Genomic DNA, 16,190 nt, shown 5'->3' on the forward strand with positions numbered 1-16,190 from the left:
AATATCTAAGCTGGAGAAGCACAAGAGCCAAGCTTGCTGCTCCAAAACGCTGCAATCCGATCCAACCCGTCCATTGGTATAGGAGGGTCGGCTCGTACAGCAGCCAGTAGTTTTAGAATTTTCTCCACCGCTTCGTGATCAACGAGCTTTGTCAATTCTTGCGTTCTTTCTGCTTTCCAGTTTCGCCCTTCCCCTTCGGGATCGACCGCAGCGAGCATCGGATAAACGAGAAAGTTCTCCATATCGTCCCGAGCTAACATTTCGTCGATCATCAGAGGCAGGATTGTGGCTAGCACTTCTGCAGAAGCATACGCCGGGGAATCGGGCCGATTCGATATCTCATCATAGGAGAACTCCTCCGACATGAATTTTCGAAACATTGCCTCAGCTTCGGCTGACTCCAAAGTAGGATTGGCTCTGGCGTGCGGAGCCAATAGTTCTACCGGCTTCTTGCCTGTCATGCTCTGATCACCTTCTCAAGTGCGGCTGGGCCACAAACTCCGAAAGTTACTGATAGCCCTTTGACGCTGTTGACCACGCCAAGCGTGAGCGGCGGGTATCAGTCGCGATCTCGCGCCAATCTCGATTGAAGCGGAGTGGCAAGGTTGCGGACGAATGCATCCCATTTGTTCGCACATTCAAACTCTGGCGGAAAATATCGATCGAGACGAAGCCTCGACAGGTCGACGGCAAATTTTTGCTTGAGAACCCACATCAGATCCTCAGACGTATCGCCGTAGACTCCAAGGTCATGAAACATGCGCGTGTTCATGCTCATCCGGGCGATGTCAGCCTCCGAATAATCTAGTTTCAAGAGATAGCTGTGTACGGGATCTTCGACCTTGATTTGCAAGTCCGTCTCCATCTCCACATTCATTTTTAGTCGATCTGCAAGATCGGCGCGAGCCTGGGCGGCTTCATGTCGACTGGGCACAATGCGGGCTGGCCACCATAAAGGTGAATTAAGCTTGGCTATCCAAAGATTCTTCTTTCATTTTTTCCGAAATCATGTATATCTCCTCCCGTCCTGCTTCCGCCGGAGGGGCGTGTCGCGACCGTCACGAGACGTGGGAGGTGGGATGCGATGGGCGCAAGGAATCGCAGCGTGGCCTATGGTCGCGCGGACGAACGGTTCGTTGCGCACGGCGAAATCGTGCGGTCCTGACACCCCGACGCTGGTGTCCCGCGGCGGCGTGCGCAAGCGCGTTGTCGCGCATGGTGGCCAACAAGCCCGGTGCACCAGGGAGACCACGTATAAGCCGTTCCAACCGTTGCGCAGGGAGGGCCGGGCGTGTTCGGCCAGACCTGTGGTACCTGCCGCCTGCATTTTTTCGCAGGCGGGCCACGGGCGCGGCCAGCGCCCGGCCTTCCCTGCGCCCTCCTGGAGTTCGAGGGCGGACGTCATGCACAGCCCGGGCGCCATGCGCCGCGGGAAGGCAAGTCTGCGTCCGTTGAAACAGAAAGGCGATCGATGCAAACTCGCGCTCGGCAACCTCGTCCCGATCAGACGCCCGCGGCGCTCCGGCCGCCGGCGTTAACCATTTGCTAACCATGGCGCGGGCAAGCTTTGCCGCGTCGCGCCTGCGCGTGGCCGGCGACCGGACGACCACAGGACATCCTGGGCTTTGCTGCCGCCGGGCATGGCGGCGGCCCGGTTGCCGGCCGCAGCGCGTCGCTGCATCCGACGCCCTGCCGTCCTGTCTGTCCGGAGACCCAAGTCCTTGAGCACCGTCGGTTCGCGCGCCTTCCAGAAGGCACGGCAGGAAAAGAAGCAGAAGAAGCTCGTCGAGACGCAGTTGGCGGCGGCGTACAAGGCGTTCCAGGCCGGGCGCCAGGCGGAGACGCAGGCGCTGTGCGCGCAGCTGCTGCAGGAAGTCCCCGGCTGCTTCGATGCGATGCATCTGCTCGGCGTGTCGCTGGTGTCGTCGGCGCGCTTCGCCGAGGCCACCGCCTTCCTGACCCAGGCCGTGGCGATGGAGCCGAATTCCGCCGACGCGCAGTCCAATCTCGGCTGGGCGCTGATCAATTGCGAGCGCTACGCGGAGGCGCGCGCCGCGCTGGAGCGATCACTGGCGCTGCGGCCGAACGCGCCGATCACCCTGCGCAACCACGCCATCGCGCTGCTGCGGCTCGGACAGGGCGAGGCCTCGCTCGCCGCAGCGACACGCGCCCTCGAGCTCAAGCCCGACGACGTCGACGCCTGGTGCAATCGCAGCGTCGCCGAGCTGATGCTGCGGCGCTGGGACGCCGCCGCCGCCAGCGCCGAGCGCGCGCTGGCGTTCAATCCGAACCATTTCGAGGCCACGGTCAACAAGGGTCTCGCGCATCTCGAGTTGCACCATTACGAGCTGGCGGAAGCGACCTTGAATGCGGCGCTGGCCGCACGCCCGGCCCATGCCGAGCTGCGGGCGCATCGCGGCCGGCTCTACATGATCTCCGGCCGCACGGCGGAAGCCGAGGCCGATTTCGATGCCGCCGTGACGCTCGATCCTCATCTGCAGATCGGATGGCAGGGCAAGGCGCAGATCTGCATCCTCAACGGCAACGTCGCGCAGGCGATGGCCGCCTGCAAGCGCGTGCTCGACACCAATCCGAAGGCGCAGGTCGCGCTCACCCTGCTCGGCGCCTGCCGCGGCCGGCTCGGCGACGTCACCGGCGCCATCGCGCAATTCGACCAGGCGCTCGCGGTGCAGCCCGACTATGACGAGGCGATCACCAAGAAGATCTTCTATCTCGACTTCCTGCCCGGCGCCGATTTCGCCGTCCAGCAGGCGGCGCGGCAATATTGGTGGATGGCGGTCGGCTCGAAATTCCCCCGCCGCAAGCTTGCGCCGCGCTCGCTCGATCCCGACAGGCGCATTGTCGTCGGCTACGTCTCGGCCGATTTCCGCATGCATTCGGCGGCCTTCGCCTTCCTGCCCGTGCTGCGCGGCCACGACAAGACGCAGGTCCAGGTCAACTGCTACTCGACCTCGCCGCGGCACGATTCCTACACCGCGACGTTCCAGTCGATTGCCGACGTCTGGGTCGAGGCCTCCAGCCTCTCCGACGACGAGCTGGCCGACCGCATCCAGGCCGACGGCGTCGACATCCTGGTCGATCTCTCCGGCTACACCACGGGCACGCGCATGCCGGTGTTCGCGCGCAAGCCGGCGCCGATCCAGGTCACGGCCTGGGGCAGCGGCACCGGCACCGGCCTTGCCACGATGGACTACTTCTTCGCCGATCCGGTCACGGTGCCCGAGAGCGTCCGGCCGCTGTTCGCCGAGCACGTCCACGACCTGCCCTCGGTGATCACGATCGATCCGGTGCGCGACGTTCCGCCGTCGCCGCTGCCGATGCTGACGAACGGCCACGTCACCTTCGGCGTCTACAACCGCATCGACAAGATCTCCGACGCTGCGATCGCGCTGTGGGCACGGCTGCTCGCCGAGATCCCGGACGCGAAGCTCGTCATCAAGCATCTCGCGCTGAACGATCCCGCGGTGCGCGACGGGCTGCTCGCCCGCTTCGTCGCCCAGGGCGTGCCCGAGGCGCGCATCCTCTGCCTCGGCGCCAGCGAGCGGATCGAGCATCTCAAATCCTACGAGCGCATCGACATCTCGCTCGATCCGTTCCCGCAGAACGGCGGCATCTCGACGTTCGAATCGCTCTACATGGGCGTGCCGGTCGTCGCCAAGCTCGGCGCCGGCGCGGCATCGCGCGCCGCGGGCGGCATCCTGACCGCGGCCGGCCTCGCCGACTGGGTCGCCGGCGATGACGACGGCTACATCCGGATCGCCAAGCGCTTTGCCGCGCAGCCCGAGCTGCTGGCAAAGCTGCGGCCCGAGCTGCCCGGCCTGGTCGCGCGCTCGCCGGCCGGCGACGTCGCCAACTACACGCGCTGCGTCGAGGCCGGCTACCGGCAGTTCTGGCGGGACTATTGCGCCAAGGCCGGCAAGACCGGCGCCTGATCGCGCCGGCATCGCCGAGGTCGGCATCTCGCAGCAGGCCGGGAAGCTCCGCCGCACGAACGTCCAGCGACAAACGGCCCCACAACCGCAAGCTGCACCGGTTTCCACTGTGCCATTTCGGCCGGGTGCGATCAGGCGACGACTCGCGGACTGATACCGCGGCGTTTCTCCGTCCAGACCGAGGCGCAATCAAGCCTATGGCTTTTTGGTGGCGATGATGCGCCTCGCAGCAGACCCGGCTGCGACCAACCGGCGAGTAGTAGACCTCATTCGTCAACCAAGGAGATAATGCGCGAAAATCGGCCGTGCCTCACGATCGCCGTGTGGCCGGCAACGGAGGAATTTGGGGCATGCGGGTCGCGGTGTTGAGTTGCGTCGTTGCGGCGGGATTGAGTCTGGCGGCACCTTTGCTGCCAGCCATGGCACAGACGGCGCGGACCGGAAGGCCGGCGGCGGCGACGGCCGTCGCGGCCGGCGAAGGCGGCAAGCTGCAGGAGTCCAACGAATGGACGGTCGGCATCGCCGGCGGCCTGCTCGAAGGCACCAACATCCGCTTCGCCGCCGAGATGGCCAAGGTGCTCGACGACCGGCCGAACCTGCGCGTGCTGCCGATGGTGACCTACGGCGCGCTGGGGAACATCGAGGACCTGCTCTATCTGCGCGGCGTCGACGTCACGATCACCTCGGCCGACGTGCTCGACGAGTTCGTCCGCAACGGCACGCTCGCCAACATCAAGAGCCGGATCCGCTACATCTGCTCGTTCTACATCAACGAGATGCATGTCTATGTCCGCCCGGAGATCAGGACGCTGGAGGATCTCGCCGGCAAGAAGGTCTCCTTCAACACCGTGGGCAGCGCCGCCAACCTCACCGGCGGCATCGTGTTCGACCGGCTCAAGATCGGCGCGGAGAAGGTGTTCATCAACAATTCGCTGGCGCTGGAGAAGATGCGCAGCGGCGAGATCGCCGGCGTCGTCCACGTCACCGGCAAGCCGACCGATCTGTTCGCCAAGTTCAAGCCCGAGCCGGGCTTTCACTTCCTGCCGATTCCGTTCGCGCGCAGCCTGCAGGACTACTACGTGCCGACCAAGCTGACCTCGCAGGACTATCCCAATCTGCTCAAGCCCGGCGAGAGCGTCGAGACGATCGGCGTGCCGCAAGTCCTGGCGGTCTACAACTGGCCGCCGGAGACCGAACGCTACCGCCGCGTCGCGCGCTTCGTCGATTATCTGTTCAAGCGGTTCGACCAGTTCAAGCAGCCGCCGTTCCACCCGAAATGGAATGAGATCAACCTCGCCTCCTCACTGCCCGGCTGGACCCGCTTCCGCGCCGCGGAGGAGCTTCTGGCCAGCACGCGCCCGCCGCAGGCCGACGGCGCCGCCGTCAAGCAGCAGTTCGACGCGTGGATGAGCACGCGGGCGCCGACCGGCGGCCGGCGGATGAGCGAGGACGAGACCAGGGTCCTGTTCGAGCAGTTCCGCGACTGGATGAAACGGGACGGCAGCCAGCCGGCGCGATAGCGCTGCTGGTGGTGGCGTAGAGCATGATCCGGAAAAGTGGAAACCGGTTTTCCGAAAGGATCATGCTCAACAAAGAGAGGAGGCTACGACGCCGCCGGCTTGCCGCGTAGCGCTGCCGGCGTGTCCGGCTGCGCCAGCGGATGGGCGGAGGCGAAGGCCGGCAGCGCCATCGCCGCCTCGAACACGCGCTGCACCGTCGGCGTCGCGCCGAGGTCGAGGCCTTGATTACGCGCGAAGACGGCGTGGCCGGCGAGGCAGATGTCGGCCATCGTCGGCTCATCGCCATGGCAGAACCGGCCGGTCGCGGCATGGCCGGCGAGCTGGGCCTCGACTGCGGCCAGCATCTCCGCGGCCCAGTGCCTGAGCCAGGCCGCGCGCGCCGCGTCGTCCACGTGCAGCACCTCGGTGAGATAGCGCTGCACCCGCGGCGTCGTCAGCGGATGCGCATCGCAGGCGATCATCGCCGCCAGCGCCCGCACCCGCGCGCGCCCCTTGGCGTCGCCAGGCAGCAGCGCAGCGCCAGGACAGGCCTCGTCGAGATAATCGAGGATCGCCAGCGACTGCGTCAGCACCGTGCCGTCGTCGAGCACGAGCGCCGGCAGCGCCATCTGCGGGTTGAGCGCGGCATAGCCGCCGTCACGATGCTGCTGCCGGTCGATATCGACCGCCACCTGCTCGTAGGCGACGCCCTTCAGGTTGAGCGCGATGCGGACGCGAAAGCTCGCGAGCGACCGCCAGAACGAATAGAGCTTCATGCGGGCTCTCCTGGGCAGGCGGGTGAATGGCGATCAGTTCACGCTCGATAGAAAGCCTGCGAGGACCGTCCGACTCTGGCTGAGCGCCGCGATGCGTTGATCGATGAGGCCGACCTGCTGCGCCAGCACGCGTCGCAGATTGTCGCAAGGCCGGAAGTCCGGACGGGTGTTGCGCACGCACGGGAGCAACTGCTTGATCGTCTCGAGGGTCAACCCGGCGGCGCCGAGCAGTTTGATCCGGCGCACGGCTTCTTCGTCCGCCGGCCCGTAGTCGCGATAGCCGGACGCGGTCCGTTGCGGCGCAAGCAAGCCCTCGTCCTCGTAGTATCGCAGCATCCGGATGCTCACTCCCGTCCTCCGGGAGAGTTCGCCGATCTTCATCTGAAACCCTCTTGACCCTGACAGTGCTGTCAGACCTTACAGATCGTGCTCATCCAAGTGGAGTCCGCTTGTGAAGGGAGCAACGATGAAAGCCTATCATTTGAAGGGCCATGCGGGCGCGGGTCGCCTGGTGCGCACCGAAATCATCAAGCCCGAACCCGCCAGCGGCGAGGTCCGCATCCGGGTCGAGGCGGCAAGTCTCAACTACCGCGACCTCCTGATCCTGGACCGAGCAGGTGAAGGCAGCTTCGACGGCCGCGTTCCGCTGTCCGACGGCGCAGGCGTCGTCGATGCGGTCGGCTCCGATGTGGCTCAATGGCGCCCCGGCGACCGCGTGGCCGCATCGTTCTTTCGCGATTGGATCTCCGGGCCGTTCAAGGCGAGCTATGTTCCGTCATCCCTCGGCGGCAGCACGATGGATGGCATGCTGGCGGAGTACGTGGTGCTGCCGGCGACGGCGCTGGTCGCGGCGCCGGCGCACCTGACGTCGATCGAAGCCGCGACCCTGCCCTGTGCCGCCGTGACGGCCTGGCACGGCCTCGTCACCCGTGGCGGAATGGGCAAGGGCGCCACGCTGCTGGTCCAGGGCACCGGCGGCGTCGCGCTGTTCGGCCTTCAGTTCGCCGCCGCGCTGGGCGCCCGCGCCATCGTCATCTCCTCCTCGGATGAAAAGCTCGCCCGTGCCCAGGCGCTCGGCGCCTCGATCCTGATCAACTACCGCGACACGCCCGATTGGGACGTCGCCGTGATGACAGCGACCGATGGCGAAGGCGCCAGTCATGTCCTCGAGCTCGGCGGCCCCGGCACCTACGACCGCTCGCTGCGGTCGGTCGCGTCAGGTGGCAAGATCGTCCAGATCGGCGTCTTGACGGGGTTCGGCCCCAAGCCCGACTTGGCCCGCCTGCAATGGGAGAATGCCGACATCATCGGCGTCACCGTGGGTTCGGTCGACCATTTCACGGCCATGACTCGATTCCTGAGCGACCACGCGATCCATCCGATCGTCGATCGGGTCTACGACTTCGACGACGCTCCCGAAGCGTTCGCCCATCTCCAAACCGCCTCGCACTTCGGCAAGATCGTTTTGAAACTATGAGCGAGAGGATGTGAGCGCTGCGCCGATCTGCGACGCCGGAAAGCGCATCGCCGCGGAGTTGCCACCTGCCGACAAAGACCGGCCGGAAATCTCTTCCGGTCAGCCTCAACCCAGGCGACAAACCGAGAGGGGGATCACGCTTCGCTGATCCGCACGCGCGTCCCTTGGCCCCCGGCCGGCAGCAACGCCGGACGACTCTGATCCTGTCTCACTGTCCGCCCGCGATCACTCCGAGCCGGGCGTGAAATCCTGGTCGGCAACGCTGGCGGTCTGCGGCACCTTGATGACCACGGCGGCGCGATTGAGCGCCTGGTGGCACGAATTGCAGGCGGCCGTAAGGTCGGCATAGGAGCGCTCGAAACGGCCGATGTCCTTCTGCTTGATGGCCTGCGCCAGTTCGTCGAAAGGCTGCTGCGTCACGGCCGTCGTCATGTCGGCGAACGAATTGCCCTCGACCAGCGGCTGCGCCCGGCCGACCCGGTTGAACGCGCCCTTGAGATTGCCGAGCTCATAGGCACTGAACGCCCAATTGCCGCTATGGCCGGCGATCCAAAGCCTGAGGTGGCGCGGCTGGATGGTCGCGATCATCAGGTCGCTGATGGTCGGGAGGTAGGCCGGCGCTGGGGGAGGTGTCGGCGTCTCCGCCTTGGGCGCAGCGACCCCGATGAGCGATGCAAGCCCGACGAGGCCAGCGGCTGTCACTGTAAGCCGCAGACGACGGCGGAGCTTCGTTGGATGCATCTTCGGTTCTCCTGAATTTAATTTAGAAGACTTCTAAAGAGCGACGTGCCTCACCGCCAATCGCAAACGCTGATCGCAGCGATCAGAAAAGTTTGATGCCGCCCGCCGTGCCACCCGCACGATACGGCCACATTGCTTTGCGCGACGCGCGCAGCCGTCCCACGCGCGAGCGCGGAGCTCTACCGGGTGAACCCGAAAACCTGAATTTCGATTTGACGAAATATTCCTCTTTCATTTTTTCCGAAATCATGTATATCTCTCCCCGTCCTGCTTCCGCCGGAGGGGCGTGTCGCGACCGTCACGAGACGTGGGAGGTGGGATGCGATGGGCGCAGCGAATCGCAGCGTGGCCTCGTGCCGCGCGGACGAACGGTTCGTTGCGCACGGCGAAATCGTGCGGTCCTGATACCCCGACGCTGGTATCAACGTGGCGCAATGCAAACGCATTGCGCCAGGGATGGTGGCCAACAAGCCCGGCGCACCAGGGAGACCACGTATAAGCCGTTCCAACCGTCGCGCAGGGAAGGCCGGGTGTTCCGGGCCAGACCTGTGGTGACTGCCGCCTGCTTTTTTTCTGCAGGCGGGCCACGGGCGCGGCCAGCGCCCGGCCTTCCCTGCGCCCTCCATTTGTTTCGAGGGCGGACCTGATGCACAGCTCGGGCGCGATGCGCCGCGGGAGACGATCGCTCATGTCTGCGAGAACACGCTCATTCGTGCAGCTTGGTGTCGGGCGCGGCGGGGGCCTCATGGTTCGAGACGCCGCTGCGCGGCTCCTCACCATGAGGGTCTGGCACCAAAGGCGGTGCTGCACATTGACCATGAACACGCTCACAGCATCTTCATGGAGAGGGGTGAGCTCCGAGAGCGGCGCTGGACATCGACCGTGCTCAGCGTGCGCTTGGACCGGAGCTTGTCGGCGGGCGTGCAGCCTGACAGCGCCTCCCCTCACCCTGAGGAGCCCGCCGAAAGGCGGGCGTCTCGAAGGGCGAGGCCCCCGACCGCGGCGGCCCATCGAAGATGCGGCGGGAGAGCCCATCCCCTCCCGCAACCTTTTGTTAACCGCCATTAACCGAACGCTAACCATACACCGGGCAAAAATTGCCGAGCGGAACGTGCGTGTCGTGGTTGGGTGCGGTTGACGGAGGAGAGCTTCCGTGGACGCCGGCGCGGTACCTCAGGTTCGGAACGGCGGCCCATCGGCCGCCGCGCAGTCGTTTGGGGCCGGCAGACGCGGCCCGCGGGAAGGGGCGAAAGCCATGGTCGACGTCACGGCGGGTCAAGGCGCGGGGTCTCCGGCCGGCGGGTTCTCATTCGCTGACCTCAAGACAGCAGTCCTGCGCGGCGACATCGCGCTGGCGCTCGGCATCCTCACCATCCTGGTGGTGCTGATCCTGCCGCTGCCCTCGCTGGTGCTCGATCTTTTCCTGGCGATCTCGATCACCCTGTCGATCCTGATCCTGATGACCGCCCTGTTCATCCAGGCGCCGCTGGAATTCTCGTCCTTCCCGACCATCCTGCTGATATCGACGATGCTGCGGCTGTCGCTCAACCTGGCCTCGACCCGGCTGATCCTGTCGCGCGGCCACGAGGGCACCGATGCCGCCGGCCACGTCATCGAGGCGTTCGGCAACTTCGTGATGGGCGGCAATTTCGTCATCGGCATCATCGTGTTCGCGATCCTGGTGACGGTGAACTTCGTCGTCATCACCAAGGGTTCGGGCCGCATCGCCGAAGTCGCGGCGCGCTTCCACCTCGACTCGATGCCCGGCAAGCAGATGGCGATCGACGCCGACCTCTCCGCCGGCCTGATCGACGAGAAGGTCGCCAAGGTCAGGCGCAAGGAGCTGGAGGACGAAAGCGGCTTCTTCGGCGCCATGGACGGTGCGTCGAAGTTCGTCCGCGGCGACGCGGTCGCCGGCCTGCTCGTCGTCTTCATCAACATCATCGGCGGCATCATCATCGGCGTCGCCCAGCAGGGCCTGGGTTTTGCCGAGGCCGCCCGCACCTACACCACGCTGACCGTCGGCGACGGCCTCGTCACCCAGGTGCCGGCGCTGATCGTCTCGACCGCCGCAGGCCTGCTGGTCTCCAAGGCCGGCGTCAGCGGCGCTGCCGACAAGGCGCTGATCAAGCAGTTCTCCGGCTATCCGCAGGCGCTCGGCATGTCCGCCGCGGTCATGCTGGTGCTGGCGGCGCTGCCGGGCATCCCGACCCTTCCGTTCCTGGCGCTCGGCGGCGGCGCTGCGGTGCTCGCCTTCCAGGCGCGCAAGCAGAAGGACGTGGCCAGGGCGGAGGAAGCCGCCGCAGAAGCTGCGGCCCCTGCCGCCGCCGCGGCCGCAGCCGCCGAAGAGCCGATCTCCGCCGCGCTCAAGATCGACGACCTCAAGATCGAGCTCGGCTACGCGCTGCTGCCGCTGGTCAACGCGCCCGACGGTACCGACCGACTCACCGACCAGATCAAGGCGCTGCGCCGGTCGCTGGCGATCGAGATGGGTTTCGTGATGCCGTCGGTGCGCATCCTCGACAACGTCCAGCTCGAGGCCAACACCTACATCATCAAGATCAAGGAGGTCGACGCCGGCTCCGGCAAGATCTGGCCGAGCCAGTTCATGGTCATGGACCCCGGCGGCAACCAGGTCGCGGTGCCCGGCATCCACACCACGGAGCCCACCTTCGGCCTGCCCGCCACCTGGGTCGACGCCGGCCTGAAGGAGGAGGCGACGCTCAAGGGCTACACGGTGGTCGACGCGGCGACCGTGCTGTCGACGCATCTGACCGAGCTGCTGAAGGCCAATATGAGCGACCTCTTGTCCTACGGCGAGGTGCAGAAGCTCCTGAAGGAGCTGCCGAAGGAGCAGAGCGAGCTGGTCAAGGACATCGTGCCGACGCAGATCACGATCTCCGGCATCCAGCGCGTGCTGCAACTGCTGCTGTCGGAGCGGATCTCGATCAGGGACCTCTCGACCATTCTCGAAGGCATCGCCGACGCGCTGGCCTTCTCGCGCAACCCGGCCACGATCGTCGAGCATGTCCGCGCCCGCTTGGCACGCCAGATCTGCGCGCAGAACACCTCGCCGATGGGCTACCTGCCGCTGATCGCCCTGTCGGCGAAATGGGAGCAGGCGTTCGCGGAATCGCTGATCGGCCAGGGCGAGGAGCGCAGCCTCGCGATGCAGCCGTCGAAACTGTCGGAGTTCATGACCGCCACGCGCGACGCCTTCGAGCGCGCCGCACGCGAAGGAGAGTCGCCGGTGCTGGTGACGTCGGCGGCGATCCGGCCCTTCGTCCGCTCGCTGGTCGAGCGCTTCCGCGCCCAGACCACGGTGCTGTCGCAGGCGGAGATTCATCCGCGGGCGCGGCTGAAGACGGTGGGCAGCGTGTGACGGAACCGAGGATTCCCGAGCGCGTTTCATCCGGGGAGCCGGCGCTAGGCGCCGGCTTGTGCCGTTTTTACCGGCAGGACCACCCCTTGCTTTACCGCCACAGGCAAACGTTTTCTTAATTTTGCGTTAGGTGGCCGAAGTTTCATCCGTACACCGAACAACCATTTAAATTATTGATATAGCTATAAAAAGTGACATTTCAGCGATTTTCGATCGCGAGACATCACGCATTATCACACACTTGTGATGCGGCCTACGAAACAGAATTGAGGTTTCCTACGTTAGTTGACGCGAGACGATGAACCGGAACGCTCCCGGCTCACACGAATCAGCGAAGGACGGAAGACGGCAGGAGGCTTCCATGAACCACTCGATTTACAGCGCGGATCGGACGACCCACCTCAAGATCGTGGTGGTTGCGCTCGTGGCTGGTATCGCGGTGGCCGGCCTCGGCATCTCGGCCCGTCTCAACGCGGAGCCGAACTACACGCAGACGGCAAAGGTCATCAAGGCCGGCAAGCCGATTGCGGTGACGAGCTCGGAGACTTCGCTGGTTCGCTGACAGGAATTCCCGGAATTCACGCGGTTCTCACAGCCCCCCAACTGGCCGCGTGGATATGTAGTAGACCCAACCCCAAGTCGACTACTGAAAACGCCCGCTCCCCACGGGCGTTTTCTATTTGGCCGCTTGCCTCAACGCGCCGGCGGCACGGTCTCGATCAGCTTGCCGGTAAACACGATCGGCCCGGTCGCCTGCCCGGTCGGCGACCCGCCCTCCGGCTCGACCGTGACCGCGTAGGTCGCGCGACTCACTGTGTCCGCGTCGTAGGACGAGAGAACGGGACGGCTGGTGAAGTCGCTGCCGCCGATCACGCCGAGCGAGCGCGGCTTCTGCAGCTTGTCGGACACGAGCCACAACTCGAAGCTCTTGCCCGGCTCCGGCGCGGCGCCGACCCGGCGCACGGTGTAGCTCTTGCTGGCGGCATCGACGGTCAAGATGAACGCCGGCGACGCCGCGTCCTTTTGCAGGAGGGCAACGAACTGGGCCGAGGGCTGCACGGCCGGCACCTTGACCTCGACGGTCTGGATTCGCGGCTTCGGCTGCAATGGCCGCGGCAGCAGGTCGGGGCGGTAGACCTGGACACCGACCAGCGCAAGCAGCACGGCGGCGATCGCGGTCATGATGTTGGCGACCGCGCGCAACTGCCGGACCTTGGACGAGAGGCGAACGATGTTCGCGTTGTCGTTCGCAACCTCGTCCGTCGCAGGCGCATTTCGCCGGGCTGCGATGGCCGGGGCTTCGACACCGATGTCTTGCGGAGCGACCTGAATCGCGGGAGCGCCGATCTTCGCGGCTTCGATCTCGGCAACCTCGACGGTTGGCGCCTCGAGCTTGGGTACATCGGCCGGCGGAGCTTCGGCGACGAGCGCTGGAGCCTCGGCAGTTTCCGGCTCCGGCGGAGCGACGACGACCGGAACCTCGACAACCGCCGCAGGCTCGGCCGCGGCGTTCGCGCGCAACCGCGCGATCTCGGCCTTGATGCGCTCCCACAGTTCGGGGCGCGGCTCGACCAGCCCGACCATCTGGTTGAGCGGACCGAGACGGAATTCCCACGCCTGGACCAGCGCGACAAAATCGGTGTCGACCGCCATCATGGTCTCGACCTGCGCCCGTTCGGCGGCGTCGAGCGTCCCGAGCGCATATTCCGCCGCCAGCGCGATATGGTCTTCGCTATACGCCATCACAGGTCCAGGTCACGTCACCTACAAGATCTCTCGCCGGCTCGAACAGCACCTCATCCGAGACCGAGACATTGGCGGATGTCCATCATGCTCCGCCGCAGCCAGGTCTTCACCGTGTTCACCGGCGCCTCGAACTTGGTCGCCAATTGCTCGCGGCTCCAGCCGTTGTAGTAGGCAAGCAGCACGAGCTTCTGGCGGTCGGGCTCGAGCTGGCCGACGCATTCCAAAAGACGCTTGAGCTCCTCCGACATCTCGCGGCGCGCCAGCGGGTCCGGCGTCTCGGCAGCCACCTCGAGCGCGGAGGGCTCATCCTCCAACGACAGCTCGCCGCGCTTGCGCACCAGATCGATGGCGCGGTTGCGGGCGATGGCGGCCATCCAGGTGATCGGGGACGACACGGCCGGGTTGAACTGCGCGGCGTTGTTCCAGACCTTCACATAGGTCTCCTGGACGACCTCCTCGGCGAGGTCCTGTCGGTGCAAGATACGGAGCACGACGCCATAGAGTTTCGCGCGCGTCGCCGCGTAGAGGCGCTCGAAGGCGGCCTCGTCCCCTTTGGCAACAGCGGCAAGCAACCAGACCAGCTCTGCCGGCGTCAGCATTCAGCGTCCCCGAAAATCGCCCCACTCCCTCGTTCGAGCCTACGTCCTCCCGTAGCACAAGTCCTGGGCAACTCTCCACCGGGGCGGGCGCGACGAAAAACCCGGACCTCGCGGCCCGGGTTTTCGAAAGCTAAAGCCGTGACGGCGACGGGCTCAGGCGATGACGCCGAGCCGGGCGCGCATCAGGCCGATCGAGTCCATGTCCGCCTGCTCGCGGGCGCTCTCCTCGGCCTTCTCGCGGGCCTGGTCACGCTCGTCGAGCAGCTCGACCTTCTTCATCTCCTCGAACGCCTCGGACAACGCGGCCTTGGCGTCCTCGAGCTGGGTGCGCAGCTCGTCGGCCGAGCGCGTCAGGTTTTCCCGGCGCTGGATCGCGGCCTTGGCGTAGGTCGGATAGGCAAAATGGGTCGGGTCGTTGATGCCGGCCCGCTCCTGCTCGGTCTGGATCTCCCGCTCGAGCTCGGCCGACATGCGCTGGAAGTCAGCGATCATGCCCTCGATCTGCGTCACCCGGCGGCGTTTCTCATCCACCTGAAATTTCTTCAGACGGATCAGCGTTTCGCGCGACTTCATCGACTCATACTCCCCAGAAGTCCCGTATACGGCGCGGGACAGGGCCGGCCGCCCGTGCTGGGCTCGCCGACTAGGCTCGTTACATGGAGGGGATGATTACCCGACAAAGTTAGCTTTCCGTTTCCAAGCGCCCCAGGATCTGTTCCAGCTCCCGATACCCGCTCTGCAGCGTCGAGACCTCGTCCTTGCGCTGGCGCAGGAACGCCTCCAGCGGCTCGTGCAGCCGGATCGCCTCGTCGACCTCCGGGCTGGAACCGGCGCGATAGGCGCCGAGCCGGATCAGCTCCTCCATGTCGGCATAGGTCGCCATCACCTGGCGCGCCCGCATGATCGTCGGCAAGAATACGGGGTCGGCCGATTTCGGCATCGTCCGCGACACCGATTTCAGGACGTTGATTGCCGGATAGCGGCCGCGTTCGGCGATCGAACGCTGCATCACGACGTGGCCGTCGAGAATGCCGCGGACCGCATCCGCCACCGGCTCGTTGTGATCGTCGCCATCGACCAGCACCGTGAAGATTCCGGTGATGGTACCCTCGCCGCTGCCCGGCCCCGCCCGCTCGAGCAGTTTCGGCAGCTCGGTGAACACCGTCGGCGTGTAGCCCTTCGCGGTCGGCGGTTCGCCGGCCGACAGCCCGATCTCGCGCTGCGCCATCGCAAAGCGCGTGACCGAGTCCATCAGGCAAAGGACATCCTTGCCCTCGTCGCGAAAATATTCGGAGATCGCGAGCGTCAGATACGCCGCCTGCCTTCGCATCAGCGCCGGCTCGTCCGAGGTCGCGACCACCACGACGGAGCGCGCGAGGCCCTCATCGCCGAGATCGTCCTGCAGGAACTCCTGCACCTCGCGGCCGCGCTCGCCGATCAGTCCGATCACCGACACTGCCGCATCGACGTTGCGCGCCAGCATCGACAGCAGCACCGATTTGCCGACGCCGGAGCCGGCGAAGATGCCGAGCCGCTGGCCGCGGCAACAGGTGAGAAAGGTGTTGAGTGCGCGAACGCCGAGATCGAGCGGCGCACCGACACGCCGTCGCGAATGCGCCGGTGGCGGATTGTTCCGATAGGGAACCGGCGAGGCGCCCTGCGGCAGCGGCCCCTTGCCGTCGATCGGCTCGCCCATCGCATTGATGACGCGGCCGAGCCAGGCCGGCGACGGCCGCACCTGATTGGCGGCATTGGCGATCACGGCACGGCAGCCGCGGCGCACGCCCTCCAGCCCGGCGAACGGCATCACCACGGCGTTCTTGCCGGAGAACCCGATCACTTCGGCAGGGATGTAATTGTTGCCGGTCTCGATCACGATGCGCGCGCCGACCGACATCGCATGAATCGGCCCGGCGATCTCCACCATGAGTCCCTTCACGCCGACGACACGCCCATAGGTGTTCACGGCGTCGATGTCGCTGATCTGCTCGGCCAGAGCCTTCATTGCGGAAGAGCC

Annotated in this window: 15 protein-coding genes; 5 read left to right on the top strand and 10 right to left on the bottom strand. The window is 65.7% G+C overall.

The window, feature by feature from the left end:
• Nucleotides 1–5 precede the first annotated feature (5 nt).
• Both QX128_RS13020 and QX128_RS13025 read right to left on the bottom strand, forming a co-directional pair.
• On the bottom strand, nucleotides 6–461 hold the full coding sequence (locus QX128_RS13020; RefSeq protein ID WP_316237621.1) for a hypothetical protein: 456 nt from the start codon (nucleotides 459–461) through the stop codon (nucleotides 6–8).
• A gap of 98 nt (nucleotides 462–559) precedes the next feature.
• The gene (locus QX128_RS13025; protein WP_316237622.1) at nucleotides 560–853 is read right to left on the bottom strand and encodes a DUF1493 family protein; all 294 of its coding nucleotides are present in this window, start codon (nucleotides 851–853) and stop codon (nucleotides 560–562) included.
• An 868-nt stretch (nucleotides 854–1,721) separates the two neighbouring features.
• On the opposite strand from QX128_RS13025, the gene QX128_RS13030 reads away from it, so the two are divergent.
• Nucleotides 1,722–3,953 (top strand): tetratricopeptide repeat protein, encoded by a 2,232-nt coding sequence (locus QX128_RS13030; protein WP_316237623.1) that lies wholly within the window; start codon nucleotides 1,722–1,724, stop codon nucleotides 3,951–3,953.
• A 350-nt stretch (nucleotides 3,954–4,303) separates the two neighbouring features.
• A complete protein-coding gene (locus QX128_RS13035) occupies nucleotides 4,304–5,473 on the top strand; it encodes a TAXI family TRAP transporter solute-binding subunit (protein WP_316237624.1) in 1,170 nt (389 codons plus the stop codon).
• A gap of 83 nt (nucleotides 5,474–5,556) precedes the next feature.
• Here QX128_RS13035 and maiA read toward each other — a convergent pair whose 3' ends face one another.
• Nucleotides 5,557–6,228, bottom strand: a complete 672-nt coding sequence (maiA, locus tag QX128_RS13040) for a maleylacetoacetate isomerase (RefSeq protein ID WP_316237625.1) — start codon at nucleotides 6,226–6,228, stop codon at nucleotides 5,557–5,559.
• Nucleotides 6,229–6,261: 33 nt separating this feature from the next.
• The gene (locus tag QX128_RS13045; RefSeq protein WP_316177507.1) at nucleotides 6,262–6,609 is read right to left on the bottom strand and encodes a MerR family transcriptional regulator; all 348 of its coding nucleotides are present in this window, start codon (nucleotides 6,607–6,609) and stop codon (nucleotides 6,262–6,264) included.
• Nucleotides 6,610–6,694: 85 nt separating this feature from the next.
• Here QX128_RS13045 and QX128_RS13050 point away from each other — a divergent pair, with 85 nt between their 5' ends.
• Complete coding sequence (locus tag QX128_RS13050; RefSeq protein WP_316237626.1) at nucleotides 6,695–7,705, top strand: NAD(P)-dependent alcohol dehydrogenase; 1,011 nt, start codon at nucleotides 6,695–6,697, stop codon at nucleotides 7,703–7,705.
• A 225-nt stretch (nucleotides 7,706–7,930) separates the two neighbouring features.
• On the opposite strand, the gene QX128_RS13055 is transcribed toward QX128_RS13050, so the two are convergent.
• A complete protein-coding gene (locus QX128_RS13055; RefSeq protein ID WP_315803236.1) occupies nucleotides 7,931–8,446 on the bottom strand; it encodes a cytochrome family protein in 516 nt (171 codons plus the stop codon).
• Nucleotides 8,447–8,528: 82 nt separating this feature from the next.
• Entirely contained in the window at nucleotides 8,529–8,696 is a 168-nt protein-coding gene (locus tag QX128_RS13060) for a hypothetical protein (protein ID WP_315803235.1), read from the bottom strand.
• A gap of 1,005 nt (nucleotides 8,697–9,701) precedes the next feature.
• On the opposite strand from QX128_RS13060, the gene flhA reads away from it, so the two are divergent.
• Both flhA and QX128_RS13070 read left to right on the top strand, forming a co-directional pair.
• Nucleotides 9,702–11,828 carry a flagellar biosynthesis protein FlhA gene (gene flhA, locus QX128_RS13065; RefSeq protein WP_316237627.1) on the top strand — a complete coding sequence of 709 codons (2,127 nt, stop codon included), beginning with the start codon at nucleotides 9,702–9,704 and terminating at the stop codon, nucleotides 11,826–11,828.
• 361 nt (nucleotides 11,829–12,189) lie between these two features.
• Nucleotides 12,190–12,390, top strand: coding sequence for a hypothetical protein (locus QX128_RS13070; RefSeq protein ID WP_315803233.1), 201 nt, complete (start codon nucleotides 12,190–12,192; stop codon nucleotides 12,388–12,390).
• 131 nt (nucleotides 12,391–12,521) lie between these two features.
• On the opposite strand, the gene QX128_RS13075 is transcribed toward QX128_RS13070, so the two are convergent.
• From QX128_RS13075 to fliI, 4 genes are all read right to left on the bottom strand, one after another.
• Entirely contained in the window at nucleotides 12,522–13,571 is a 1,050-nt protein-coding gene (locus tag QX128_RS13075; RefSeq protein WP_316237628.1) for an anti-sigma factor domain-containing protein, read from the bottom strand.
• Nucleotides 13,572–13,624: 53 nt separating this feature from the next.
• Nucleotides 13,625–14,173, bottom strand: a complete 549-nt coding sequence (locus QX128_RS13080) for a sigma-70 family RNA polymerase sigma factor (protein WP_315714037.1) — start codon at nucleotides 14,171–14,173, stop codon at nucleotides 13,625–13,627.
• 153 nt (nucleotides 14,174–14,326) lie between these two features.
• The gene (gene fliJ, locus QX128_RS13085; protein WP_315714036.1) at nucleotides 14,327–14,746 is read right to left on the bottom strand and encodes a flagellar export protein FliJ; all 420 of its coding nucleotides are present in this window, start codon (nucleotides 14,744–14,746) and stop codon (nucleotides 14,327–14,329) included.
• A 109-nt stretch (nucleotides 14,747–14,855) separates the two neighbouring features.
• On the bottom strand, nucleotides 14,856–16,178 hold the full coding sequence (gene fliI / locus QX128_RS13090) for a flagellar protein export ATPase FliI (RefSeq protein ID WP_315803231.1): 1,323 nt from the start codon (nucleotides 16,176–16,178) through the stop codon (nucleotides 14,856–14,858).
• Nucleotides 16,179–16,190 lie beyond the last annotated feature (12 nt).

The sequence above is a fragment of the Bradyrhizobium sp. SZCCHNR1015 genome (assembly GCF_032489875.1).
In the GTDB taxonomy this organism is placed as follows: domain Bacteria; phylum Pseudomonadota; class Alphaproteobacteria; order Rhizobiales; family Xanthobacteraceae; genus Bradyrhizobium.